A 25,517-nucleotide genomic window follows, 5' to 3' on the forward strand; every position below is an offset into this window, starting at 1 on the left:
AAGAGCCCTGATTATTTCAGGACTTTTCACGTTAAGTTGATTTTAATGTATTAATATATAAACTGCCATCTGTCTGAATTTCCGCATAAAGCACATGCTCAGGCTTGGAAATCCCCTGTTTTTTTAATTGTTCGGTTAGCCAAGTATCGGTCAATTGAAGTTCTCGCATATTTTTCTCTTCTACTTTCCCGTTAGTAATAATCTCAGTCGGAATATACTTTGGCGGTGGTGATGGGGCCTTGACATCTTTTTTTGTCGCATACTTCTCACCGGTATTCAGCATGACGCTCAAGTTACCATTCGTTTCAAATATCGCGTAATTGACATCCTTTACCGAAAATACCGACTGCTCGCGTAGCATCATATTTAGATCATTGAAACTTAACCGTAATTTACGCATGGAACCTTCTAGAATTTTTCCATTCTGTATGACAATCATCGGTTTATCATCGAGTAATACGCGAAGCTTGATGGATTTGAATGATAAAAAGTTAGCAAGAATTGTTAATACCGCCCATAAAACCATTCCATATAAACCATTTAAGAATGGTGTTTCAGACTCTCCTGCTAAATTGGCTGCAATCGAACCGATCGTTATGCCTGTCACATAATGAAAGAACGTCAATTGAGACACTTGTTTCTTCCCCATGAAACGCGCTAAAATCAACAGCACAATAAATGAAATCACCGTTCGTAAAGTCATTTCCCAAAAAGCCAAATCCCAAAATTCATCTATGTTCACTGCATACACCTCCAGTAGTCGGAGTATGTGCAAACTATAGGAATTTATACAACAATTGTTTTAACTCCAGTTGTAAGGAGTTTTTTGGTAGACATAGTAATTGAGCCAATTGGAGAATAATAAATGGGTATGAGAGCGCCAAGTATTTAAAGGCTCATTTGTCGGATCATCATTCGGATAATAGTTTTCTGGAACATCAATATCCGCTCCTTTTTCTATATCACGCGTGTATTCATCCCCTAATGTATGTGCATCGTACTCTAAATGTCCCGTGACCATAATATGCTTTGCATCATTCGAGATTACAATGAATGCACCTGCCTCTTCAGAAGCAGAAAGTAATGTCAATTCGGGATGACTCTGTATTTCTTCTAATGGCACCCCTGTATGACGTGAGTGTGGTGCTACAAATACATCATTGAATCCTCGTGCCAAGTTCACTGTCGGATCGGTAATATCATGTGAAAATACTCCAAAACATTTCTTCGTCAACTCGAACTTGTCAATTCCATAATGATGATAAAGTGCCGCTTGTGCACCCCAACAAATATGAAGTACAGACGTTACATTCGTTTTTGTCCACTCCATGATTTCCTCTAACTCTTTCCAATACACTACATCTTCAAATTGTAGAAGTTCGATTGGGGCACCTGTAATGATCATACCGTCAAAACGACGGTTTTTGACATGTTCAAACGTAGTATAGAAGGTTTCTAGATGATTCTGACTGACGTTTTTTGAAACGTAGGTAGCCGTATTAAGAAATGTAACATTTACTTGTAATGGTGTATTACCAAGCAATCGAAGCAATTGTAATTCTGTCTTCTCTTTTTCAGGCATCAAGTTTAAAATCAATATGTTAATCGGACGGATATCCTGTGCGGTCGCACGTTCTTCATCCATAACAAAGATTTTCTCTTCTTTCAGTAATTCCCCTGCTGGTAGATGTTTTGGTATGTTAATCGGCATGCTATTTCCCCCTTGAAGATCTATTATTACTATTTCTATACAAAAAGCCCTCATTTCTCTTGGATAAGAAAATGAGGGTTGACCGTTCACCGTTCTTATCTCTCAAGACAACAATCTTGTTGGAGGTAGCACCTTCCTGTTTGCACAGAGGTTGCTGAAGCTTCATCAGGCCAATTCCCTCAGCTTCTCTTGATAAGAAATATTTAATTACTGACTATTATAGCATTAATAATTTAATTGTATAGCAGAATTATCAAATTGTTCTGCGCATTCAAGTTTTGTAAATTGTAGATAGCATATTTTTGTGTATAATAGAAATTACCAACTACATTTCTTCGAGGAGGAGCTTATGAAGTCTTTAGGTATTGTTCGTAAAGTAGATCATCTCGGTAGGATTGTGATTCCAAAAGAACTTCGAAATTCTTTGTCGATTGATAAGGGTGATCCTATCGAAATTTTCGCAGAGGATGATAGGATTATTTTGAGAAAATATCAAGTCAACAGAGCATGTTTCATCACGGGTGAAGTGATGGAAGAAAATAAACAATTGTCAAACGGTCTATTCATTAGTCCACAGGGCGCAAAAATCCTTATGGAGCAATTGAAAGATTTCACAAAATAAAGCACATAACAACTAATGGAGCATGTGGCTCAATAGAAAAGGACTGAAAACAACTTTTATAGTTGTCTTCAGTCCTTTGTTTAGTTATATCCATAATCTCAACTGTGAAAACAGTAAATTATGCCAGGCTATTAATAAACTCTTCGATCTCTTCTTTAGTTTTACGGTTTTTACTAACGAACCGGCCTGTTTCTGTACCTTCGCTGAACGCTATGAAGCTCGGAATACCGAATATATCTAACTGACTGCATAGATCAATGAAATCGTCACGATCAACAGAAACAAATTCATATTCCTCAAATTCCGTTTCCAATGTCGGTAAGAATGGTTCAATCACTCTACAATCCGGACACCAATCTGCAGTGAATAAGAAAATGACTCGTTCTTGTTGTTTAAGTTGCTCAAACTGCTCTAGAGATTCTAAATTTTTCAATTCCAAACACTCCTTTTTACGAATAGTATAAGATCACTATAGCACGCTTACTAGTACATCTTCTCTTCAGACGACTTATGCCATTTCCATTTACTAAATCGAAATTATGATATATCTTTATGATTAACGCCCAAAACACGAACGTTCACAAATAATTCATTATTTACGTTCGCATTTGGTAGTTTTCTGTTTTTTGCAGGAAAGCAATTGACAATAGTTTTTGACGTGTTATGATAAATCTAAATTAATAGTTGATTAACAATTTCGACGAAGAGATACCTTCCTTTAACGAATTTTCCAGAGAGCTGATGCAGTGGTGAAAATCAGCATATTCCAAGGTTGGAGGCACTTCCGAATTGATTGGCTGAAATTCTTTAGTAGGCTGATCCGTCACATGTACGTTACACATGCTGAATGAAGGCTGCTTTTGCAGCAAAACAAGGGTGGTACCGCGTTAGTTTATCGAGCTTTTCGCCCCTTACTTATACGTAAGGGATGGAAGGCTTTTTTATTTTAGCTAAAAGGAGGTAACCCGCAACATACATATACGGTCAATCACACATAGTTTTCACACTAAAAAATCCACTACAAACAATTGAAGGAGAGAATGAATACCATGGCTTTTAAAATACTTATTAGTGACCCACTTAGCGAGGATGGAATTTTCCCACTGCGACAAGCAGAAGGTTTTGAAGTTGTAATGGAGACAAATTTAACACCTGATCAGTTGAAAGAGCGAATCAAAGGCTTTGACGCACTATTGGTTCGTAGTCAGACAACAGTTACTAAAGAATTGTTGGAATCAGCAGATCAACTAAAAATCATCGGTCGCGCAGGTGTAGGTGTCGATAATATCGATTTGGACGCAGCAACTGAAAAAGGTATTATTGTTGTCAACGCTCCAGACGGTAACACGAACTCCGCTGCAGAGCACACAATTGCAATGATGATGTCTATGGCACGTAAAATCCCTCAAGCTTTCAACTCATTAAAAAACAATAAATGGGATAGAAAATCATTCCTAGGTGTGGAATTGAAAAATAAAACTTTAGGGATCATCGGACTTGGCCGTATCGGTGCTGAAGTAGCAAGACGTGCAAGAGGACAGCGTATGAATGTAGTAGCATATGATCCGTTCCTAACTGAAGATATTGCGAAGAAATTAGGTATTGAAATCGGAACAGTAGATGAAGTACTCGAAGTTGCAGACTTCATTACAGTTCATACCCCACTACTTAAAGAGACGCGCAGAATGATCAACAAGGATGCTTTTGCGAAAATGAAAGACGGCGTACAAATCATCAACTGTGCACGCGGTGGAATCATTGACGAAGATGCTCTATATGACGCTATTGTCGCTGGCAAAGTAGCGGGCGCTGCATTGGACGTATTCGAGGAAGAGCCGTTCGTAGGTCACAAATTATTAACTTTAGATGAAGTGATCGCAACTCCTCACTTGGGAGCAAGTACATTCGAAGCACAGGAATCAGTCGCAGTTGACGTAAGCCGCGATGTAGTGAATTTCCTAACAATAGGATCTGTTCGTAACCCAGTGAACTTGCCATCTGTTTCCCGTGATGTGTTGGCGAAAATCGAACCATTCTTCGATCTTACGGAGAAATTGGGTATGTTCTTATCACAAATCCAAAACTCGGTTATCCATGAAATCAACATTCAGTATGCTGGAGAATTGGCAAACTACGATGTACGGGCATTAACTCGTAATACGGTTAAAGGTATTTTGAAGCGTAATCTTGGCGAAACAGTCAATGACGTAAACGCGAAGCTATTAGCTGATCGTTACGGCATTAAAGTAAATGAACAAAAAACAACTACAGGTAAAGGTTTCTCGAACCTAATTACAGTAGAAATCGTTACAGAAAAAGGTGTCCGCAAAGTAGCAGGTACACTTCTGAACGGTCTAGGAGCACGTATTGTAAAAGTCGATGATTATGTAGTGGATGCGATTCCTAGCGGTCACTTATTATTCATCCGCCACATGGATCAGCCAGGAGCAATTGGTCGTGTAGGTACACTTCTAGCAAATGAAAACATCAACATAGCAGCGATGCAGGTTGGACGTTCTACTGAAGGTGGATATGCAATTATGATGTTAGCTGTTGACCACCACGTTGAAGCCGATTCGATCAAGCGTATTAAAGAAGTTCAAAATATCAATGATGCTAAAGCAATTGATCTATAAGAGTAAAGAAATCCAGCTGATCATTTTATCAGCTGGATTTCTTTATGTATGATTAACAAAAAAGTCGAATCCCATAGCGGTCAGAATACCAAACACTAAACACCAAAGTGCAATACTGACTGCAGACCAAATCGCCGTATTCAATTTCTTCGCGCCGAATACCAGACCAATAAAGGCTGCGATATGTGTCCCAATTAATATAGGCCCTGCAAGTGCTAAAACAGGTAATCCATATGTATTCATAATTTTTTTTGCGCGTTGTTGGCGTTTCGATTCACCTTTGCCCTTCTTTTGCTTTCTGCGGTCCATCCATTCTTTAATAGGTTGGAATCCAATGATCAAAAGAAGAATAGTTGCCATATTACCAGCAAATGAAAGTATCATTACCCACATAGGCGATAACCCTCTAATAATACCTAAAGGAATGACAATCATGATTTCAATCCACGGTACAGCCGCTCCTAAAAACACTAAAAGATATTCTAGCATGATGCACCTCCTTGCTATTTAAACCAGTAGCTATGAGTAGAAAAGAATCAAAACCGATGAGATGATCTCATCGGTTTTTAAGTGTTGCAAGTATAGGAAATAGCCCATGTAAATTGTCTATCTCATAAGTAGGTTTCACTTCATCATTCGGCGGCTTGTTTTCACGATTGATCCACACATTATTCATATTAACACGGCTTGAACCTAAAATGTCCGTCATCAGATTATCACCAATCATCAATGCTTCATCCGCTTGAATACCGCATAAATCAAGAACATATTTAAATATAGAAGCATCAGGCTTTCCTTTTCCGAATGCGCCAGAAACAATTATATGATCAAAGTAACCAGGTATCTCGGGCGATATCGTTAATTTAATTTGCTGTAGACTTGGTGATCCATTTGTCAGTAGGACCAGCTGATAATCCTCCTTTAACTTATCTAACACTTCGAACGTTTCTTCATATATATAAGGGCTATTTTTACGCTCTTTCGGAAACACTTCTGCTAGTTCTCTTCCGAATGCTTCATCATCAACCCCTAATTTCTTTAATCCTCTGATCCAAGCTTCTTTTTGATAGCCTGGAACAATCTCTTTCATTTTTTGAAATTCTTCCCCTTCATCGTCAAAGACACCCCAAAGTCCTTCAAAAGGATTAATTCCGATGTTTTGAGTATGTGGAAATGTTTCATATGTAGCATACAAATCTCTTGCTTCCTGACGTACCGCATGCTCAAGTTCAACTGGATTGACTCCTATTTTCTTTGTCGCATACTCACATGTTTTTTGAAATGCCATTGAAATACTCTTGGCATCCCAAATCAGTGTATCATCTAGATCAAAAATCAGTGTTTTAATCATTTTGACATCCCCTTTCCCATTGCAATGATTGTGTTATATCCCATTCTTATTATACACATTACTCAAGTAATTTGTTAGTACGTTACAGAGGACGATGGACTATACGAAGAATATCATCAAAATATGCATATTTTGATGAGAGTAAGGGAACCTACTATATAGGAGGTGAGCTGGAATTGGCACAACATTATTTTATAGGCATCTCTACTGCTCATCCAGTCGAAGAAATAGCCCAGCAATTTCGTGCTGAATATCAATTGATAGAGAAATACAAAGTGATTCCACACGCAAAAGATCTACATTTAACTATGCGCTATATCGGTGAGCTCGATGAAACCAAACTCCCATGGCTGAAATCTTGTCTACAGAAAATCGCTCAATCGAATAAAGGATTCACAGTGTACGTAAAAGGCATGTCTTTCTTCGGTTCTGCAAGTGGACCACGTGTCGTTTTTCTTGCAGTTCAGCCTTCGAGTATATTAAGCGAATTACAAAGACAAATCGCCAGACGGGTTGAAAATATTCTGGAGTTGGAAAAAGATATACGCTTTGTTCCGCATATCACAATAGCTAAAAAAAGAAAAACGACGGATAAGCTGCAATTAGAAAAAAAGATGATTGAACCTGTGCCTATTACAATAGAAGGTTTTTCTTTATTCAAGATTCATCCGAATGAAAGTCCCTCATATGAAACAATTGCTTATTTTCCATTTAAAAAGAGTTGATTGCATAATTTGCAATCAACTCTTTTCTGTTTATTAAACTTTAAACCGTGACATATCATGTTGAAGTTGTTCTGCAAGTTGAGCCAACGATTGTGAGCTCGAAGTGATTTCCTCATTAGCAGCCAACTGTTCTTCTGTTGCAGCACTAGTAGACTGAGCTTCTGCAGCTGCTTGAACAGCCAATTCTTCCACTTGTTTGGCTCCTTCTGTCACTTCATCGGTCATCGCACGAATTTCTTCAATTGCTGCAGATACCGTTGATACCTTTTCACTGACGTCTGAAGTAGCATGCTCGATATCCATGAAGATAGAATTTGTTTTTTCTGTGGATATTAGGCCTTCGGCAACACGCTTTCTGCCTTCGTCCGTGCTCGTTACTACCGTTTCTACATCGTGAATGATTGTATCAATCATTCGGCCAATTTCTTGAGTAGATTGCTTGGACTGCTCCGCCAAATTCCGTACTTCCTCGGCTACCACAGCAAAACCTTTACCATGTTCTCCAGCACGCGCAGCTTCAATCGCCGCGTTTAGTGCAAGTAAATTAGTTTGTTCAGCAATCGCTGCGATCATCGAAGTGACACCTCGAATACTTTCGGTGTGCTTAGACATTTTATTAATAGTCGTCATAGAGTCCCCAATGTTTTGACTAATATTCGTCATCTGATTGGTTGTTTCCCCCATAAGTGCAGAACCTTCCTTAACCAATCGCGCCACATCTTCAGAAGAATTCAGCATTTCTTCGTTATCTTGTGTAATGACATCAATTGCAGTTACCATTTCACCCATTGAGACAGTAGATTGATTGACAATGTTTGCCTGCGTCTCACTTGTTTGCAAATTCTTTTCTGAAATTTCCGCTACCATTTCAGACGCTGCCAAACTTTCTTCAGCACTAGCGGATAATTCTTCTGACTGTGCTGCTAATTGCAAAGCTGAACTTTTCGCACGATCGATGATCCCACGTAAATCAGTAACCATTACATTCAGCGCAATAGACATATCACCGATTTCATCATTGTTTTTTATCTTCACTTCATCTATCGCAAAGTTTCCAGCCGATACTTCAGTAAGCGCTAATGTCATTCGCCCAACAGGAACGCTAATCAGACGACTGATCACAATCGTGATGACTATACTACCAATGATACCGAATATAATTAAGAATCCTGACAATAAAGATGCACTTTTTGTATAGCTTGCTACATCTTTTTCTAAGTCTAGTTGCATTTGTCTTTGATATTCAGTTATTAGATTGATATTATCCGAAATCGTCTCTTGATAACCAGCCCCGTTTGTTCCTACTGCAAGTGCTTGTTCATCATTCCCCGCACGTTTCTCTTCTATAATAGAGAGAAGTACTTTATCGTATTCAGTACTCGCTTCTTTAATAGATGATAAAGCTTCCTGCATAGAGTTGTTTGTTATAATTCTCCCCAGTTCATTTAAGCGTTCTTCTATACGTAATTGAGTTTCTTCCAATTCTTTTATGTAAGATTCAGAACCGTATAACATGTATCCTCTTATATTCTTAGCTAAATTATTTTGATCACTTTGCTGCTGCTCTAATAAAATCACTTTATGCATCCGATCATTAATTAAAAACGAATACTTTTCATTAACACTTTTTAGCGACAAGAATCCGATAACTCCTATAATAATCATGATGATAACCACACTCATAAAACCAAACCACAGCTTTTTCCCCACTGTAAACTTCATGTTTTCCATTCTCCTCTATTAAATTGTCAGTACAAATCCAAACTTTATATCCAGTTATAATTATAACTCAATATAGTTATTTTCGTATAGACTTTACCAAAATATACTTAAAAACATAACCTTTGACATGTTATTTAATTATATCTGATAATACCTCACCATTATTAGACATTAAGTTTTCTGAGACTGATAAACGAACATACATATCGTGACTTTATGCTATTAATATACTGAAGCAAAAAATGGGAAAACGTAGAATTCTTCAGCAATAGATGTCGCTAAACGGAACGTAAATACTCTAACGTTTCTCCATCATACGACACGAACTTTTTTCTTTCGTCAGAATGGTAATTATTTTGTTTTTCTAGTATACTAGAATTTCATGACTCTTGAGAGAAGTACTCAAGGTAATCTATCATTTCTACATACATTTACAAAAAAACACAAAATTAAAAGCAGTATTAGACTGAAGTAGTTAGGACGTGTTACTCGTGTCGACAGAACTTTTTATCACAACGGACTTTCAACGCCGATGGGTCAATGAATTGACTGAGGCAGGTCCGTTTTTCAGTAGCTTTTCAGAACGATCTGATCAGCTCTCAAAATTCCCAAAAGAGAATATAGAAAAACTTGTGGAAATGGGCTATACGACGCTTACCCTACCTAGAGAATTCGGAGGCGCGGGTAGCACAGTGACGGACATGGTTCTTTTCCAAGAGACCATAGCTCGCTTCGATAGTGCTACCGCTCTCGCAATTGGCTGGCATCAAGGAGTTGTTGGTGAGCTGTACGAGAGCCGTAAATGGACGGAAGAACAACTGGCACAGTTTAGTGAAGCTATTCAACAAGGTGCGCTTGTTAATCGCTCCGTTACAGAAGCACAAACTGGTAGTCCAACTCGTGGCGGCCGTCCACAAACAACCGCAGTACGCACTGAAAATGGCTGGGTGATTTCAGGAGAAAAGACGTTTACAACTATGGCGCCTGCCCTTACTCATATCCTTGTATCTGTTTGGATTGAAGAAAAACAGAAAACAGGCTTCTTTTTGTTGCCAAGTGAAACGGCTGGTCTTTCCATTAAAGATACTTGGCATATGATTTCAATGCGCGGTACAGAAAGCCAGACGCTTGTGCTAGATCATGTCCAAGCAACAAACGAACAGTTAGTAGAAGTGAATGAAGCACCACGCGCTAATAACCAGAATGGCTGGCTTTTACATATTCCTGCATGTTATATGGGAATTGCCCAGGCGGCTCGTGATTATGCAGTGCACTTTGCGGCTACTTATCAGCCAAACAGCCTCAATGAACCTATCGCTTCCCTTTTCAATATTCAAACGCAAATCGGAAAGATGGATTTAGAGCTAATTAAGGCACGCCACTTACTTTACGATATAGCAGGTATTTACGACGATTCTGCGCGTCGGGTTCACTTACAAAATGAGCTTGGAGTAGCGAAATCGATTGTGACAAACAGTGCAATTGAAATTGTTAATTTAGCAATGCGTATTGTTGGTGCAAAGAGTTTGGAATTATCGAACCCTCTTCAGAGACATTATCGCGATGTACGGGCTGGTCTTCACAATCCACCGATGGATGATATGACGATTACAAAACTTGCACAAGCAGCAATAAGTGGACAACAATGATTAAACGTCTACTCGTGAGCGGTTACAAAGCCCATGAACTAGGAATTTTCAATGAAGACCATCAAGGTATACCTATCATCAAAAAAGCATTGACGGATCAATTATTGGCACTTCTAGATCAAGGGCTTGAATGGGTTATAGTCAGTGGACAGCTCGGTGTTGAAACGTGGATTATTGAATGTGTGTGGGAATTGCAGGAAGACTATCCTCAATTACAATACGCGGTTATTACCCCATTTCTTGATCAGCAATCGAAATGGAATGAACTTAAACAAGAAACATACGAGCAGATCATAGCACTAGCCGATTATTCTGTAAGTCTGACGAATAAACCTTATGAAGCACCTTGGCAATTTGTCGAGAAGAATAAGTTTTTACTTCGAAATTCAGATGCTTTGTTACTTCTATATGATGAAGAAAACGAAGGTTCACCAAAGTTCCTGAAAAAAATGGCGGTACAGCTAGCCGAGACAACCAACTATGAGTTATTATCTATAACCGCTGATGATCTACAACTTATCGCGGAAGATTTACAACGTGAACAATGGGAATAAGAAAAAGCGAAATGCCGAAAACAGGCATTCCGCTTTTCTTATTTGGATTTACTTAATTACTTTTAAAACTTGCTTAAATTCATCTGTCCCTGCCTCACCAAGTAACTCATATAAAGCGGTTTCTACAGAAGTTCCAGACACTCCTAGATGCTTCATCTTTTGCAAACCAATCATTTTATTTGCTTCCGTTCTGGAGGTCACAGCATCTACTACTACTTCCACTTCATAGCCCTGCTTCACAAGATCAGCTGCTGTCATATAGACGCATATATGCGTTTCTATTCCCGCAATTAATACTTGCTTTCTTCCCAGCTTCCGCAGTTGGTTGACAAATTCTTCATTGCCCATTGCGCTGAATGTCATTTTGGCAATCGGTCGCTGACCTTCAAGCAAGTTCGATAACGATTCAGTAGTCGGCCCTAAACCATCAGGGTATTGTTCTAGCCATAGAATGGGAACATCGAGTACTTGTAATCCTTTAATCAATTTTTCCAGGTTATCATGCAATTCCTTACTTTCATTGACGATTTGTGCGAGCTTTCCTTGAACATCTACTAGTACGAAAACTGTTTGATTTGTTTGCAACATGTTTTATTCATCCCCTTTTCAACATTCCTGCTAGTATAGCATGTTTACAGATTTATTAGAAAACATCCATCTCTGTTTAGTTACGTAAAAAACCGACTCTCTTTCGTTAGTGAAAGAGAGTCGGTTTGGAATGGTTATTAGTTTTGTACTGTCGCTTTTTGTTTTGCTTTTGCTTTAGCTTCAATACGTCGAGCATGCAAGATTGGCTCCGTATATCCACTCGGCTGTTCTGCCCCTTTAAAGATCAGGTCAGATGCCGCCTGGAACGCGATGGAATCATCGTAGTTCGGTGCCATCGGTTGATACAATTCATCATCCGAGTTTTGCTGATCTACTACTTTTGCCATCCGCTCCAAAGTTTCCTTTACTTGTTCTTTCGTACAAACGCCATGACGTAACCAGTTTGCAATGTGCTGACTCGAAATACGTAATGTTGCACGGTCTTCCATTAATCCGACATCATTGATATCAGGAACTGTTGAACACCCTACTCCTTGGTCGATCCAGCGAACTACATAACCTAGGATTCCTTGTGCGTTGTTATCTAGTTCCGATTGTACTTCTTCAATAGACCAGTCCGCATTAGGTGCCAATGGAATATCAAGGATACCATCGCGGTAATCGATTGAACTGTCGATTCCAGCTTGCACTTCTTTAACATTTACTTCATGGTAATGCAATGCATGCAAAATGGCTGCTGTTGGTGACGGAACCCATGCAGTGCTCGCTCCCGCTTTTGGATGAGCAATTTTCTGTTCAAGCATTGCGGCCATTAAGTCCGGCATAGCCCACATTCCTTTACCAATTTGCGCGTGTCCAGGTAGACCCGCTCCAATTCCGACTGCAACGTTTGCAGATTCATAAGAAGATAGCCATTTAGATGTCTTCATATCCGCTTTACGAATGACTGGACCTGCTTCCATAGATGTATGAATTTCGTCACCTGTACGGTCAAGGAATCCAGTATTGATAAATGCAATACGCTCTTTCACTTCATTAATTGCAGATTTCAGATTCAATGACATTCTGCGCTCTTCATCCATAACCCCAATTTTAATCGTATTGCGCTCAACACCTAGTAGATCTTCAATACGATCAAATAGTTTGTTTGCAAATGCCGCCTCAGCCGGACTATGCATTTTCGGTTTTACGATGTAAATAGAATTGTGAAGCGAGTTTTTAAACTCTGCGTTTTCTTTAAAGTTATGCGTAGCAATCAAAGACGTAAGAACACCGTCCAAGATGCCTTCAGGTACTTCATTGCCATTTTCGTCGAGGATCGCATTGTTAGTCATTAAGTGACCTACGTTACGTACGAACATCAATGAACGACCACGCAGTGTCAACTGCTTGCCATCACCACCAGTATACGTACGATCGGCATTTAGTTTTCTTGTAACTGTTTTACTACCACGCTTGAATGTAGATTCCAAGTCACCCTTCATTAGACCAAGCCAGTTACGGTATACGCCAACTTTATCTTCGGCATCCACTGCAGCAATCGAGTCTTCACAATCCATCAATGTAGAAAGTGCCGCTTCAAGTACTAGATCTTTCACACCCGCTTTATCACTTTTCCCGATTGGATTATTCTTGTCGATTACGATTTCGATATGCAATCCATTATTCACTAACAATACAGCAGTCGGCGCGTCTTCTTTGCCATTATATCCAACAAACTTGGACTCATCTTGCAATAGAACCGTGTTACCGCTTTCAAGCGTCACTTGAAGTTTACCTTCTACAATTTTATAAGCCGTTACCTCTGCATGAGAACCCTCAGCTAAAGGTGCTGCTTGGTCTAATAATTTTTTCGCAAAATCAATAACCTTTTGTCCACGAATCGGATTGTATTGAACGCCAGCTTCAGCACCCGCATCATCACTAATTACATCCGATCCGTAAAGTGCATCGTATAGACTTCCCCACCTAGCATTCGCTGCATTTAATGCATACCGGGCGTTATCAATTGGAACTACCAATTGTGAGCCTGCTTGGTTTGCGACTTCATTGTCAACGTTAGCTGTTGTCACTTTAAAGTCTTCAGGAACTGGCTCTAAATAGCCAATCTCTTGTAAAAACTCTTTATATTTAGCGAAATCAATTTCGCCTTTATTATTTTGGTGCCATTCGCTAATAGTCTTTTGCAATTCATCACGTTTTTCTAATAGCGCTTTGTTTTCAGGAGCAAGTTCATGAATGAGCGAATCAAAGTTTGCCCAAAATTGATCTTTTTGGATTTCTAAGCCCGGTAGAACATCTTCGTTTACGAAGTTATACAGTTCTGTTGCGACTTGCAGTTTACCTACTTTTTCATAATTTATCATGGAAAAAAGCCACCCCTTAATATTTTTTGCGCTACTCTGTTGTATAACATGTAGCGATGAACACTATTTATCATCGATTATTCAGCAATACCCCATAGCCTGCTAATTACAAAACAGCACATAAAAGATGATTATTTTCTTCATTTGAAGACGTGTTAGTACATATCATACCTAAAGTCTAGTTAACTTTCAACTGAATTGTGAAAATTTTCACATCTCGATTAAGTAGATGTGATTGTAATCATCTACAACAGTTATATAACAGTTTATGTAGAGAAGTCTTCACTCCTCTCGCACCTATCTTTCTACTTTAATAATTGTTCTATAGGTAGTAATCATTAAATATAGATAGCAAGTTGACACCTGTTTTTCCATATGATAGCTTTAGAGACAATCATCTGAATTGAATAGTTTGAAAAATAGGTGAAATGAAAAATTTTTCATTTCCTAATAGGGAATCCTTTCTTGGAGCGGTCCCGCCACTGTGAAGACGCCCAGCGTCCAGCCAGATACCTGCCTATTTTTCACAACGCTTAATCCTACGGTGAATAGGGAAGTGTTAGACACACGCAGTCTATAAATACGTGCTTTTTTATGCATGTGTTTTATACATACGCGACCTTCTAACATTTCCCCGAGAAATGTTTTTTTATTACAAAAATTTCAAGGGGGAATAATCAATGGTTAAAAGTAGTATCGCAGGCTATCCTGTTATAGGTGAAAATCGTGAATGGAAACGTGCACTCGAGGCATTTTGGTCGAACAAGATCTCACAAGACGAGCTTCTTCAAACAACGAAAGAAATTCGATTGGCCAACTTAAAAAAGCAGCAAGAGGCAGGCGTGGACTTAATTGCCGTGGGTGATTTCACATTGTATGATCGCGTACTAGATACATCTGCAATGTTCGGCATCATACCTTCACGCTATAACTGGAAAGGCGGACAAGTTTCCACTTCCACATACTTCTCAATGGCTCGCGGCAATGACGAGGCAGTTGCCTCTGAAATGACCAAGTGGTTCAATACGAACTATCACTATATCGTACCCGAATACGAGGGTCAGCGTTTTGAGTTGACGGAGAACAAGCCACTTGCTGCCTATCGTGAAGCAAAGAACGAACTAGGCATTGAAGGGAAACCCGTTCTTTTAGGGCCTTATACATTATTAAAATTATCTAAAGGATACGCAGAAAAAGACGTACCATCCATCATCTTGCAATTGATTCCACTTTATCAAAAAGTTTTACAGGAACTACAGGATGAAGGTGTGCAGTGGGTCCAAATCGATGAGCCTATTCTATCTACCTCCATTTGCTCAGATGAAATGAAAGCTGTCACTGAAATATATTCACAGTTGACGAAAAATCTCGATGGACTGAATATTCTTTTGCAGACTTACTTTGATTCAGTAGAACATTATGTAGAGACTATCGCATTGCCAGTTGCAGGAATTGGACTTGATTTCGTCCACGGAGGCGAGAAAAACTTAAAGAACTTGGCGCAATACGGTTTCCCTAAAAACAAAGTGCTTGCAGCCGGAATTGTAGACGGACGCAACGTATGGCGATCAGATTTGGAGGAAAAACTAGTATTATCTGAAACAATCCAGAAGCACGTTTCAGCTGACAACTTGTGGATTCAACCATCTTGCAGTCTGCTTCACTCACCTGTTACGACTCGTTCTGAACAGAAGCTTGATGCAACGATCTTGAATGCTTTAGCATTTGCTGATGAGAAAATTGAAGAAATCAAAACGATTCAAACGTCTTTACTACATGGAAGGGAAAAAGTCGCTACGGAATTCAAAAAAAGCGAAGAAGCATTGAACGCATTTAATGCGCTCCCTGCTCGTAACAATAAAGAAGTGCGTGAAGCAACGTCCGGAAGTTTACTTTCCGAAAGTAAACGAAGTTCACTATTTGCGGAACGTAAAGTGAAGCAGCAGGAAAAATTCCAATTGCCACTACTTCCTACTACTACAATAGGTAGTTTCCCACAAACTCCGGAAGTACGCGCTACACGTAATAAATGGAGAAAAGATGAAATTACAGATCAGCAGTACAAAGACTTCGTACATGCCGAAATTAAAGAATGGATTGATATTCAAGAAGACTTAGGGCTAGATGTATTAGTTCATGGTGAGTTCGAACGGACGGACATGGTTGAATACTTCGGAGAAAAGCTAGACGGCTTTGTCTTCACTGAAAAAGCTTGGGTTCAGTCCTACGGTTCACGTTGTGTGAAGCCACCAATCATCTTCGGAGACGTTGCATTCATTAAACCGATGACAGTCGAAGAATCCGTTTATGCAAAATCACTCACAGATCACGAAGTAAAAGGAATGCTTACAGGTCCTGTAACCATTTTAAATTGGTCATTCGTTCGTGATGATTTGTCAAGAGAAGAAGTGACAAACCAAATTGCACTTGCTTTACGCAAGGAAGTCGAAGCGCTTGAAGCGGCAGGTATTCATATGATTCAAGTAGATGAGCCAGCACTTCGTGAAGGTCTTCCATTGAAAAAAGCTGAATGGAAACACTATTTAGATTGGGCAGTCAATGCATTCCGCGTGTCTACTGCATCCGTAAAAGATACGACGCAAATCCACACGCATATGTGCTATTGTGATTTCAACGATTTTATTGAGGCAATCAGCGCACTTGATGCAGATGTCATCTCAATTGAAACTTCACGTAGTCACGGTGACTTGGTTGAAGCTTTCAATGAGTATCACTACGACAAAGGAATCGGCTTAGGCGTCTACGACATCCATAGTCCACGCGTCCCAGCCGTTGAAGAGATGACGGAGATTATCAACAAAGGCCTTGAAGTTCTCGAGCCCAACCAGTTCTGGATTAATCCCGATTGTGGTTTGAAGACAAGAAAGCGCGAAGAAACGATTGCTGCATTAAAGAACATGGTCGTCGCTACTGTACAGGCACGAGAAAAGCTAGGCGTAGTTGCGGTTAAATAATGAATTTAGAACTGTCTAAGAAACTATATTCGTTTCTTAGACAGTTTTTTCTTTGAAAGTTTTTATTAGAGTAGCTGACGCTGGTGTTCGTGAGGGGATTTGCGCTTCGGAAGGACGTATTTCCGGAGGGTGGGCGGTGAACCACCTCTAGTGCAAAGATGTGCTCCTAACGCTTCACTTTTACTCGCAAAAGCCGTAGTTCGCTATGGCTCTCGCACCAATCTCTTGCAATGCGAGTAAGCGATACTCTTTGTAGTGCATTAAGGTTATGGTTATGGTTGTGATTAATGTTGAGCTTTCAAGGCTATGAGCGGTTATCAAGGTTCTATGATCACTTAGATGAATCTATGAGCACTCGTGGCGTCTGATAGAGCGGATTCTGCGTGCTATAGAGCGCAAAATGTGTTCTATGAGCGCTCAAACGGATTCTATGAGCGAAAGCTGGATGCCGAAGCTTCCATCCCCTTGCGCTCACTAAGTAACTAACTATCCATAAACTCTTGCTCTTAAACATAACAACACAAAAAGGATGCCCCATGAAGTAAGTAACTTCAGGAACATCCTTTTTTTCTACTCACTAATCAGTCAAACTGCTTCGTGAGGTTCGCCATCTCAATAGCAGACACCGCTGCGTCCCAACCTTTGTTGCCTGCCTTAGTCCCCGCACGCTCGATCGATTGCTCAATCGTATCCGTCGTTAGCACACCAAAGATCACCGGGATTCCAGATTGCATACCCGCTTGAGATACACCCTTTGCCACTTCATTACAAACAAAGTCAAAGTGAGGTGTCGCGCCGCGGATTACTGTACCGAGCGTAATGACTGCATCATACTTTTTAGAATCCGCCATCTTCTTCGCAATCAGCGAAATTTCAAATGCTCCTGGTACCCACGCTACGTCTACGTCCGCTTCATCTACACCATGTCGTTTGAATGCGTCTTGTGCACCGGATAGTAACTTCCCAGTGATGAACTCATTGAATCGACCTACAACAATTCCTACTTTTAAGCCTGTACCTACTAAATGCCCTTCGAATATATTACCCAATTTTATCTCTCCTTATAAAGTTAATAAATGACCTAGTTTTTCCGCTTTTGTGTGTAAGTATTTTTCGTTCGCTTCATTAAATGGTAGCTGAATTGGAACACGTTCGACCACTTCCAACTCATATCCTTTTAAACCGGCAATTTTCTTCGGATTATTCGTCAACAGACGCATTTCTCGAATGCCTAGTTCCCGCAGTATTTGCGCACCGATTCCGTAGTCGCGCAAATCCGCCGCAAATCCAAGCTTTTCATTCGCTTCCACTGTGTCAAAACCTTGTTCTTGCAGTTCATAGGCTTTCAGTTTATTGATCAAACCTATACCTCTGCCCTCTTGGCGCATATAAAGCAATACACCCCGTCCTTCTTCTTCAATCTGAGTAAGCGCTGCGTGAAGTTGCGGACCGCAGTCACAGCGACAAGAACCAAAAACGTCGCCTGTTAAACATTCCGAATGAACCCTTACCAAAACCGGTTCTTCTGTCGTGACGTCCCCTTTTACCAACGCCACATGTTCTTTACCTGTCATAGTTTCAGTATAGCCAACCATGCGGAACTCTCCGTAATCTGTAGGCAACTTAATTTCCGCTTCACGAATCACTAATTGCTCTCGTTGTAGACGGTAATGAATTAGATCTTGAATCGTAATTAATTTCAAATTCAGTTCTTCGGCCATCTGACGTAATTCAGGCACACGCGCCATTGTTCCGTCTTCACTCATGATTTCGCAAATCACACCTGCTGAAGCACTCCCTGCTAATCTTGCCAAATCCACAGCAGCTTCAGTATGTCCAGTCCGTTCAAGCACGCCTCCCGACTTCGCTATAAGGGGGAATACATGCCCTGGGCGTTTGAATTCACTTGAAGTTGCAGTGGACTCCATCATTTTAACGATTGTATCAGCTCGTTCAAATGCGCTAATACCCGTATGTGTAGATTGATGGTCGACACTGATTGTAAATGCCGTGCCATGGGAATCTGTATTATGATCGGTCATCATGGATAAATCCAGTTGCGTAGCTTTCTGTTCCGTAATCGGCACACAAATCAAGCCGCGACCTTTCGTTGCCATGAAATTGATAATTTCCGGTGTGACTTGATCAGCCAGCGCAACGAAGTCCCCTTCATTTTCTCGGTCTTCATCATCCACTACGATGACGACTTTTCCTTGACGTAAGTCTTCTAATGCTTCTTCGATTGTATGAAACATCCTCATTCACTCCTTCACATAAATCCGTGTTGTTGTAAAAAGTCTTTCGATAACGTTTGACCATTGTCTTGTCTTTTCTGCAGCATGTTTTCGACATATTTAGCGAGCATATCGCATTCAAAATTGACCGTCTCACCTATATTCTTTTTTGCAATGACCGTCATTTCTTGTGAATGCGGGATTAAAGAAATTGTAATATCTGTATCTTTCACTTCAAAGATTGTCAATGATGTCCCATCCAATGCAATAGAGCCTTTATGTACTAAATATTGGCCATATCCTTCTGGTAGTGATAAGCGGATATATAATGCATTATCAACTGTTCGCTTGTCACGAATAGTCGCTACACCATCTACATGTCCCGTAACAAAATGTCCGCCAAGCCTGCCGTTCGCAGCAAGGGCACGTTCTAGATTCACCGTGCTTCCTGATGTCAATTGTCGTAAAGAAGTTGAGGTTATGGTTTCAGGCATAACGTCTGCTGCGAATTGATTTTTCGTAAAGCTTTTGACTGTCAAGCAAACACCGTTCACCGCAATGCTGTCGCCGATACTTACATCGGTCAATACAACAGATGCAGCTATCGTCAATGTCATGGACTGAGCACCTGGTTGTATATGTTTAACCGAGCCGATCTCTTCGATTATTCCTGTAAACATCGCTTAATCACTCTCTTTCGGTACCGCAATGATTTTTATGTCAGGTCCAATCATTTCTACACTTTCAAATGCAAATGGAAACGCATCATCCATCAATTGTGGGTCAAGTCCACCAATCGGTGTCAGAGATCCTGTTCCACCCAGTAATTTTGGGGCTACATAACAAATGACTTTCTGCACCGCACGCGCTTTGACGAATGACGCATTAATGGCCGCGCCACCTTCTACTAGTAACGTCATAACTCCACGTTTTCCTAATTCCAGTAGAATGTCTTCTACAATCAACTGGGGTTTCTGCATGCGAATGATCTGAACATGCGGCTTCCTAAGTAACTTTTCATGCGATAGTTCTGCATATTTTCCACAAAAGATCCATGTCGGTGCTTCTGTGTTTTGAATCACTTGACTAAACTCTGGTGTTCGTAAAGATGTATCTAAAATGACTCGAATAGGATGTTTTCCACCTAGGGGCAGTCTGGTGGTGAGAAGAGGATTATCATGAAGAAGCGTTTGAACGCCTACTAAAATCGCATCTTGTGTATGGCGAAGTTGATGGACATCGAGTCGCGCTTGCTCACTCGTCACCCATTTACTATCTCCTGTTGAAGTTGCAATTTTACCGTCTATCGTCATAGCTGTTTTCATTGTCACATGAGGTGTTTTATGTTTAATAAAATGAAAAAATGATTCATATAGTTTTTTAGCGCGTTCATTGTAGAGACCTTCAGTTACTTCTACTCCCGCTTCAAGTAGTTTCGCTATACCATTACCTGCTACAAGCGGATTGGGATCCGTTGTGGCGATATAGACATGCTTGATACCTGCTTGAATAACAGCATTTGCACAAGGAGAAGTTTTACCAGTGTGTGAACAAGGTTCAAGTGTTACATACAAATCGGCACCTGTTGCTCTTGCTCCTGCCATGTCTAGCGCTACACGTTCCGCATGGCGCTCCCCCGCTTCTAAATGCGCACCCATCCCAATGATTCTGCCGTCTTTTACTAAGACCGCACCTACTGGTGGATTGGGAGAGGTTTGACCTGCTACGTTCTCTGCGAGTTGTAAGGCCATTTCCATATACTCCTGATTCACTCTGCAACACTCCAACTTACGGTATTCCTCTAGTGACAATTCTACATACAAAAAGCCCCGCAATATTTTATGCGGGGCTTGTAACCATAACAAAATAAACGTTATACGCAGCAATGAAAAAATCATTACATGTAGTATATACGTACTGTTCCTTCTCTCATCCAGACTTTAACTGTCGGCTTTGGAGTTTCACCAAATCCACCTTCTGCTTTATATAAAGCATCCGGGTCACGGACTAAGAGCTTGTTAGCTCATCACCGTCGGTAGGGAATTACGCCCTGCCCCGAAGGAAACATATTCGATTAATTAAGAGTCTAGCATACATATTCCGAAATTGACAATACTGAATATTTATTCAGCCGTAAATACCCACTTATCTACCGTGAATCTTTCAATCGCATCCATATTAGGCGAATAGCCGATTCCATCGTCAGTCGGAACCGTGATGTAGCCATTCTCGGCAACTACTTCAGGCGAAATAATATCTTGTTCCCAGTAACGTGAAGATCCTGCTGTATCGCCAGGTAAAGTGAAGTTCGGTAGGGTGGTCAATGCTACATTTTGTGCACGTCCAATACCCGATTCCAACATGCCGCCACACCAAACATCAATTCCTTTTTCTGCACAATAATCATGGATTTTCTTCGCTTCCGTCAGTCCACCCACTCTACCGACTTTCACATTAATAATTTTGCAACTACCGATCTCGATCGCTTTCCGAGTATCTTCAAGTGAATGAATACTTTCGTCAAGACAGATCGGAGTCTTAATTTGTTTTTGCAGCGTTGCGTGATCGATAATATCATCTGATGCGAGCGGTTGCTCTATCATCATTAAATTGAACTGATCCAATTCCTTTAACAACTCTACATCATCTAACGTATAAGCGGAGTTTGCATCTGCCATCAAAGGGACATCCGGATACACTTCACGGATAGCTTTGAGGACTTCTATGTCTTTTCCAGGTTTGATCTTTACTTTAATACGCTTATATCCTTCATCGATGAAGTTTTTGATAGTCGCTAATAAATCCTCTACATTATCTTCAATGCCAACACTGTTTCCTACTTCGATACGCTCGCGCTTTCCACCGAGCGCAGCGGCTAACGTCATATGATGACGCTTGGCATACGCATCCCAAATAGCTCCTTCAATTGTTGCTTTAGCCATATTATTTTTACGTATATGTCCGAATAAACCCGTTACTTCATCGGGATGTTCAATAGACTTACCTAGAACGGCAGGTATTAAGAAGTCACGGAGCATATGAATTGTTGTTTCAGTCGTTTCTTCACTATACCAAGGGGCTGTGAATGCGACAGACTCTCCCCATCCTTCGTTTCCGTCATCATCCGTTACAGTTGCTAGTAGGAAATCTTTCTGCTGCATCGTTCCAAAACTCGTTGTAAATGGATGTTTCATCATCATATTTATTCTGCGTAATGTAACCGAATTAATTCTCATTAGATAAGCTCCTTTGATTAGGCAACGGTATGATAGAACGCTTGCAGAATCGATAGTATGCCACCGTGTCTTCGGTTATACATACATCAATCAAAGCAAACCCTTCCTCACACAGTTGTCGAAATATGGTTCTCGTCTTCATTCGCCATTCATAGGCTAGTTCAGGTTTATTCTGCTTTATCAATTGTATATTCTTCGGCACAGGCACTTCTATCTCTTCTGCCAGTAGCCATTTATTTGTATCAGGCATGCGTAAGATAGGAAATGAATCGCTGTCTACACTAGTCTCAAAAGGGCGACTGTATTGTAGATTGGGCTGCCATTTATTCATGACACGCGCACTATCAATCCACCAAGCTACTTGGAAGCGGTCAGTTGGTAAACCTTTGTTCAGCCCATCATCCATTTTGCCATAACAATCCACTATATAGTCATAGCACACTCCAAATAGCTTGGAAGTATTCAGGTAGGCGTTGCGGCTTTCGAGAGGATCAAATGTCCAAACTATTAGCCTGTATCCCATTTCTCGTGCAAGTCGAAGTTGTTCGTCTTTCAACAGCTTTCCAATTCCCATCATCTGAAATTCTTTGTCTACTGCCAGCATATGAGAGCATAGGTATACCTGTCCTTCTGTATAACCTGTAAAACTGTAGGAATAACCGACCATTTGCTCTTTTAGAAATGCCCCGACAATTACCCCGCCATTTTTGACAGCAGTCATTGTTTGATGGACAGGGATAGGCTCCATTCCCCAGATTTTCTTCTCGAGTTTTTGCATCGCATACAGGTCTTTAAGTTCGGTCACTTTTCTAACTTTAATATCCAGGGTCATGACATCACCTTCTACTTTTTTGATTGAAACGTTAATTCTAAAGCAGTCGTTAAGATTTCAACTCCTGTTGCTAACGCGTCTTGATTGAATGTCATATGCGGATGGTGAAGTCCTGGTGTTAAGCCACATCCTAAACCGAGCATAGTGCTTTTGACAGTAGGATGCTGTACAGAATAAAAGTGGAAGTCTTCTCCGCCTGGTGTGACAACAGTACGAGTAGCTTTGTCTTCTCCCACTACACTGACAATTGCTTGGTACATCAATTCTTCCGCTTCAGCATCCACTTCCGCAGCTACCATTTCCGCCATTACATCATAATCAATAACTACATCATATTGCGCAGCAACTGCTGAAATGACACGTTCAACATGCTGATATAACTCATCCATTACTTTATTCTCTTGTGCACGCAAGTCTAAACTGAACTTCGCATTGCCTGGAATAATGTTCGCGGATTCTCCTCCAGCCTGGAACATCGTCATTTTCGCCGTGTGAGAAATAATCGGATTACAATGAATGGACTGCAATCCACTGACTAGTGAAGCACCTACTTCAATCGCATTTTTCCCTTGGTGAGGACGCGCGCCATGCGCTTCAGTTCCTTTTATTATACCACTTACCATCTTTGCCGCCCCATGACGTAAAGAGGCCGTGGAGCAACCGTCATCCATTTCATCTGCAGCACGCACATGAACGCCAAACAAGTACTCAATGTCATCAATAATCCCCTGATCAATTACAGCTAATGCACCTTTCCCTTTTTCCTCTGCAGGTTGAAAAAACACTTTCAATGTGCCTTTTTCAGGAATTCCACGTTCTTTGGCCATTAGCAGTGCACCGATCCCCATCGTCATATGTCCGTCATGACCGCATGAGTGATTTGCTTGATATACGCCGTCTACTTCCTGCCATAGCGCATCTATATCCACACGTAATCCGACTACCGGCTTGCCTTCACCAATTGTGACAGACAAACCTGTCATCCCGTCAAACAAATTGACATTAAATCCTTCACGCTCAAGAAATTCTTTCAAATAACGTGTTGTTTCTGTTTCTTTCCAACTGACTTCCGGATGCTTATGTAAATGCGCAAACACTTCGTCTAATTTCGGTTTTAGCAACCGTACCTGCTCTTTCATTAAAGCGCCCCCTATAGCAAACTTCATCAAATTATTTAATAGTTAATGCTGACTTTTCAAACTTCTTAATAAGTCTAACATAAAAAAGACTCCCGCTTCACACTGTGAAGGGAAGTCTGTTCTGTATTTATTAAAACGTCCAAAGAATCATCATACCGAACAATAACGTCATGTAATTGACTGAGTATAAGAACATAAAGTTGGCCCATTTATAATCATCTTTTGCATAGAAACCGTAAATGCTAGCTGCAATATATCCAATGTTCATCAATGTAGCGATAACAAGGAAGGTAGTACCGAACATCGTTAAGAGGAACGGTAATGGCAGGAGACATAATACATAATAAAGCATTTGACGTTTTGTAAAAGCAAAGCCGTAAACAACAGGGAGCATCGCAACATTCGCTGCGCTATAGTCATTGTATTTCTTCATGGCGATCGCAAATGTATGTGGCATTTGCCAAATGAATAGTATCGCCACCAATACAATGGGTACAACATGATCCGCTGACATAATCGCTGCCCATCCAATAATAGGAGTAACAGCACCCGATACACTACCAATCACTGTATTCAATGTATATTTGCGTTTAGACCACATCGTATAGGGTATTACATAAGTAAACCATCCAATAAATGCATAAATTGCTGCTTCTAACGTAGTGAATATTAATAACAACATTCCAATTCCCGATAATACCAAACCAATATTCAACACAGTCTTCAAAGCGAAATTACCTGTCACAGTAGGACGTTTTTTTGTTCTCTCCATCACTGTATCAATATCAGAATCAAACCAGTTGTTCATTACCAGTGCACCCGCAACGAGCAAAGTGCTACCTATCATGGTGAGTAGGAATACACCCCAGTTTTGCGCGAGTGACATGCCTGAAAAATACAACGCCAACCAAAACCCCACAAAAACCGGAAAGATATTCGCAATAAGGACAGGTCCTTTAACTAATGATTTAATATCCGAGAAGAAGGTAGACGCCGAGCGGCTTTGACTAGTACTCGAAACAATATGGGCTTCTTTCGTCATATGGATCCGTTCTCCTTTTACGTTACATTTCAATGATTTTTCCATTCGTACATATAACTATATCATTTTCTTAAAAGCAAAATCAAAAAAACAAGACAATTCCTTATAAACTGTTACAAAAATTTGTCCGCCGCTACTTAATAAGAGAAATGTCGATAAAAATCAACATTTTTT

The 25,517-nt window shown here is 40.4% G+C and carries 22 protein-coding genes and 3 riboswitches; of the genes, 6 read left to right on the forward strand and 16 right to left on the reverse strand.

Annotated elements, in window-relative coordinates; all coding sequences use genetic code 11:
• Nucleotides 1–31 precede the first annotated feature (31 nt).
• Entirely contained in the window at nt 32–736 is a 705-nt protein-coding gene (locus tag CSV76_RS03475; RefSeq protein WP_369823282.1) for a YetF domain-containing protein, read from the reverse strand.
• A 66-nt stretch (nt 737–802) separates the two neighbouring features.
• The gene (gene metA, locus CSV76_RS03480) at nt 803–1,711 is read right to left on the reverse strand and encodes a homoserine O-acetyltransferase MetA (RefSeq protein ID WP_099624751.1); all 909 of its coding nucleotides are present in this window, start codon (nt 1,709–1,711) and stop codon (nt 803–805) included.
• Nucleotides 1,712–1,803: 92 nt separating this feature from the next.
• Nucleotides 1,804–1,910, reverse strand: a riboswitch (SAM riboswitch).
• Nucleotides 1,911–2,060: 150 nt separating this feature from the next.
• On the opposite strand from metA, the gene CSV76_RS03485 reads away from it, so the two are divergent.
• Complete coding sequence (locus CSV76_RS03485; RefSeq protein WP_085426689.1) at nt 2,061–2,333, forward strand: AbrB/MazE/SpoVT family DNA-binding domain-containing protein; 273 nt, start codon at nt 2,061–2,063, stop codon at nt 2,331–2,333.
• A 118-nt stretch (nt 2,334–2,451) separates the two neighbouring features.
• Here the strand turns inward: CSV76_RS03485 and CSV76_RS03490 are convergent, their stop codons facing one another.
• Complete coding sequence (locus CSV76_RS03490; RefSeq protein WP_085426690.1) at nt 2,452–2,766, reverse strand: thioredoxin family protein; 315 nt, start codon at nt 2,764–2,766, stop codon at nt 2,452–2,454.
• 616 nt (nt 2,767–3,382) lie between these two features.
• Here CSV76_RS03490 and serA point away from each other — a divergent pair.
• A complete protein-coding gene (gene serA / locus CSV76_RS03495) occupies nt 3,383–4,969 on the forward strand; it encodes a phosphoglycerate dehydrogenase (protein WP_085426691.1) in 1,587 nt (528 codons plus the stop codon).
• 42 nt (nt 4,970–5,011) lie between these two features.
• Here the strand turns inward: serA and CSV76_RS03500 are convergent, their stop codons facing one another.
• On the reverse strand, nt 5,012–5,458 hold the full coding sequence (locus tag CSV76_RS03500) for a small multi-drug export protein (protein ID WP_099624752.1): 447 nt from the start codon (nt 5,456–5,458) through the stop codon (nt 5,012–5,014).
• A gap of 67 nt (nt 5,459–5,525) precedes the next feature.
• A complete protein-coding gene (locus tag CSV76_RS03505) occupies nt 5,526–6,320 on the reverse strand; it encodes an HAD family hydrolase (protein ID WP_099624753.1) in 795 nt (264 codons plus the stop codon).
• Nucleotides 6,321–6,496: 176 nt separating this feature from the next.
• Between CSV76_RS03505 and thpR the strand changes: the two genes are divergently transcribed.
• Nucleotides 6,497–7,045, forward strand: coding sequence for an RNA 2',3'-cyclic phosphodiesterase (thpR, locus tag CSV76_RS03510; RefSeq protein ID WP_158232733.1), 549 nt, complete (start codon nt 6,497–6,499; stop codon nt 7,043–7,045).
• A 33-nt stretch (nt 7,046–7,078) separates the two neighbouring features.
• Here the strand turns inward: thpR and CSV76_RS03515 are convergent, their stop codons facing one another.
• Nucleotides 7,079–8,767: a methyl-accepting chemotaxis protein gene (locus CSV76_RS03515; RefSeq protein WP_158232734.1), complete on the reverse strand. Its 1,689-nt coding sequence runs from the start codon at nt 8,765–8,767 to the stop codon at nt 7,079–7,081.
• 491 nt (nt 8,768–9,258) lie between these two features.
• Here CSV76_RS03515 and CSV76_RS03520 point away from each other — a divergent pair, with 491 nt between their 5' ends.
• Together CSV76_RS03520 and CSV76_RS03525 are read left to right on the forward strand one after the other, a co-directional pair.
• Nucleotides 9,259–10,416: an acyl-CoA dehydrogenase family protein gene (locus tag CSV76_RS03520; RefSeq protein ID WP_099624754.1), complete on the forward strand. Its 1,158-nt coding sequence runs from the start codon at nt 9,259–9,261 to the stop codon at nt 10,414–10,416.
• Complete coding sequence (locus CSV76_RS03525) at nt 10,413–10,970, forward strand: SLOG family protein (RefSeq protein WP_085426697.1); 558 nt, start codon at nt 10,413–10,415, stop codon at nt 10,968–10,970. Before CSV76_RS03520 ends, CSV76_RS03525 begins: the two co-directional genes overlap by 4 nt.
• Before the next feature lie 48 nt (nt 10,971–11,018).
• On the opposite strand, the gene CSV76_RS03530 is transcribed toward CSV76_RS03525, so the two are convergent.
• Both CSV76_RS03530 and CSV76_RS03535 read right to left on the reverse strand, forming a co-directional pair.
• A complete protein-coding gene (locus CSV76_RS03530; RefSeq protein WP_085426698.1) occupies nt 11,019–11,558 on the reverse strand; it encodes a hydrolase in 540 nt (179 codons plus the stop codon).
• A 137-nt stretch (nt 11,559–11,695) separates the two neighbouring features.
• Nucleotides 11,696–13,885, reverse strand: coding sequence for a malate synthase G (locus tag CSV76_RS03535; RefSeq protein WP_099624755.1), 2,190 nt, complete (start codon nt 13,883–13,885; stop codon nt 11,696–11,698).
• Nucleotides 13,886–14,289: 404 nt separating this feature from the next.
• Nucleotides 14,290–14,420, forward strand: a riboswitch (cobalamin riboswitch).
• 145 nt (nt 14,421–14,565) lie between these two features.
• Here CSV76_RS03535 and metE point away from each other — a divergent pair.
• Nucleotides 14,566–16,860, forward strand: a complete 2,295-nt coding sequence (gene metE / locus CSV76_RS03540; RefSeq protein ID WP_085426700.1) for a 5-methyltetrahydropteroyltriglutamate--homocysteine S-methyltransferase — start codon at nt 14,566–14,568, stop codon at nt 16,858–16,860.
• A gap of 581 nt (nt 16,861–17,441) precedes the next feature.
• On the opposite strand, the gene ribH is transcribed toward metE, so the two are convergent.
• From ribH to cyoE, 8 genes are all read right to left on the reverse strand, one after another.
• Nucleotides 17,442–17,909, reverse strand: a complete 468-nt coding sequence (ribH, locus tag CSV76_RS03545; protein ID WP_085426701.1) for a 6,7-dimethyl-8-ribityllumazine synthase — start codon at nt 17,907–17,909, stop codon at nt 17,442–17,444.
• A gap of 12 nt (nt 17,910–17,921) precedes the next feature.
• A complete protein-coding gene (locus tag CSV76_RS03550) occupies nt 17,922–19,115 on the reverse strand; it encodes a bifunctional 3,4-dihydroxy-2-butanone-4-phosphate synthase/GTP cyclohydrolase II (protein WP_099624756.1) in 1,194 nt (397 codons plus the stop codon).
• A gap of 14 nt (nt 19,116–19,129) precedes the next feature.
• Nucleotides 19,130–19,774, reverse strand: coding sequence for a riboflavin synthase (ribE, locus tag CSV76_RS03555; protein WP_099624757.1), 645 nt, complete (start codon nt 19,772–19,774; stop codon nt 19,130–19,132).
• 3 nt (nt 19,775–19,777) lie between these two features.
• Nucleotides 19,778–20,845 carry a bifunctional diaminohydroxyphosphoribosylaminopyrimidine deaminase/5-amino-6-(5-phosphoribosylamino)uracil reductase RibD gene (gene ribD, locus CSV76_RS03560; protein WP_232319579.1) on the reverse strand — a complete coding sequence of 356 codons (1,068 nt, stop codon included), beginning with the start codon at nt 20,843–20,845 and terminating at the stop codon, nt 19,778–19,780.
• A gap of 166 nt (nt 20,846–21,011) precedes the next feature.
• Nucleotides 21,012–21,161, reverse strand: a riboswitch (FMN riboswitch).
• Nucleotides 21,162–21,217: 56 nt separating this feature from the next.
• Nucleotides 21,218–22,330 (reverse strand): o-succinylbenzoate synthase, encoded by a 1,113-nt coding sequence (gene menC / locus CSV76_RS03565; protein ID WP_099624759.1) that lies wholly within the window; start codon nt 22,328–22,330, stop codon nt 21,218–21,220.
• The gene (locus tag CSV76_RS03570; RefSeq protein WP_099624760.1) at nt 22,320–23,162 is read right to left on the reverse strand and encodes a GNAT family N-acetyltransferase; all 843 of its coding nucleotides are present in this window, start codon (nt 23,160–23,162) and stop codon (nt 22,320–22,322) included. The genes menC and CSV76_RS03570 overlap by 11 nt, the downstream gene beginning before the upstream one ends.
• 11 nt (nt 23,163–23,173) lie before the next feature.
• Nucleotides 23,174–24,301: an amidohydrolase gene (locus CSV76_RS03575; RefSeq protein ID WP_085426706.1), complete on the reverse strand. Its 1,128-nt coding sequence runs from the start codon at nt 24,299–24,301 to the stop codon at nt 23,174–23,176.
• Between the two features lie 130 nt (nt 24,302–24,431).
• The gene (cyoE, locus tag CSV76_RS03580; protein ID WP_099624761.1) at nt 24,432–25,343 is read right to left on the reverse strand and encodes a heme o synthase; all 912 of its coding nucleotides are present in this window, start codon (nt 25,341–25,343) and stop codon (nt 24,432–24,434) included.
• Between the last annotated feature and the right edge of the window lie 174 nt (nt 25,344–25,517).

Source organism: Sporosarcina sp. P17b (assembly GCF_002743115.1).
Lineage (GTDB): Bacteria > Bacillota > Bacilli > Bacillales_A > Planococcaceae > Sporosarcina > Sporosarcina ureae_C.

What these genes read in the sequence shown, in the direction of transcription:
- metA (WP_099624751.1), bottom strand. Translation starts at nt 1,711, where the DNA reads ATGCCGATTAACATACCAAAACATCTACCAGCAGGGGAATTACTGAAA.
- CSV76_RS03485 (WP_085426689.1), top strand. Translation starts at nt 2,061, where the DNA reads ATGAAGTCTTTAGGTATTGTTCGTAAAGTAGATCATCTCGGTAGGATT.
- serA (WP_085426691.1), top strand. Translation starts at nt 3,383, where the DNA reads ATGGCTTTTAAAATACTTATTAGTGACCCACTTAGCGAGGATGGAATT.
- CSV76_RS03500 (WP_099624752.1), bottom strand. Translation starts at nt 5,458, where the DNA reads ATGCTAGAATATCTTTTAGTGTTTTTAGGAGCGGCTGTACCGTGGATT.
- CSV76_RS03505 (WP_099624753.1), bottom strand. Translation starts at nt 6,320, where the DNA reads ATGATTAAAACACTGATTTTTGATCTAGATGATACACTGATTTGGGAT.
- CSV76_RS03515 (WP_158232734.1), bottom strand. Translation starts at nt 8,767, where the DNA reads ATGAAGTTTACAGTGGGGAAAAAGCTGTGGTTTGGTTTTATGAGTGTG.
- CSV76_RS03525 (WP_085426697.1), top strand. Translation starts at nt 10,413, where the DNA reads ATGATTAAACGTCTACTCGTGAGCGGTTACAAAGCCCATGAACTAGGA.
- CSV76_RS03530 (WP_085426698.1), bottom strand. Translation starts at nt 11,558, where the DNA reads ATGTTGCAAACAAATCAAACAGTTTTCGTACTAGTAGATGTTCAAGGA.
- CSV76_RS03535 (WP_099624755.1), bottom strand. Translation starts at nt 13,885, where the DNA reads ATGATAAATTATGAAAAAGTAGGTAAACTGCAAGTCGCAACAGAACTG.
- metE (WP_085426700.1), top strand. Translation starts at nt 14,566, where the DNA reads ATGGTTAAAAGTAGTATCGCAGGCTATCCTGTTATAGGTGAAAATCGT.
- CSV76_RS03550 (WP_099624756.1), bottom strand. Translation starts at nt 19,115, where the DNA reads ATGTTTCATACAATCGAAGAAGCATTAGAAGACTTACGTCAAGGAAAA.
- ribE (WP_099624757.1), bottom strand. Translation starts at nt 19,774, where the DNA reads ATGTTTACAGGAATAATCGAAGAGATCGGCTCGGTTAAACATATACAA.
- ribD (WP_232319579.1), bottom strand. Translation starts at nt 20,845, where the DNA reads ATGGCCTTACAACTCGCAGAGAACGTAGCAGGTCAAACCTCTCCCAAT.
- menC (WP_099624759.1), bottom strand. Translation starts at nt 22,330, where the DNA reads ATGAGAATTAATTCGGTTACATTACGCAGAATAAATATGATGATGAAA.
- CSV76_RS03570 (WP_099624760.1), bottom strand. Translation starts at nt 23,162, where the DNA reads ATGACCCTGGATATTAAAGTTAGAAAAGTGACCGAACTTAAAGACCTG.
- CSV76_RS03575 (WP_085426706.1), bottom strand. Translation starts at nt 24,301, where the DNA reads ATGAAAGAGCAGGTACGGTTGCTAAAACCGAAATTAGACGAAGTGTTT.
- cyoE (WP_099624761.1), bottom strand. Translation starts at nt 25,343, where the DNA reads ATGACGAAAGAAGCCCATATTGTTTCGAGTACTAGTCAAAGCCGCTCG.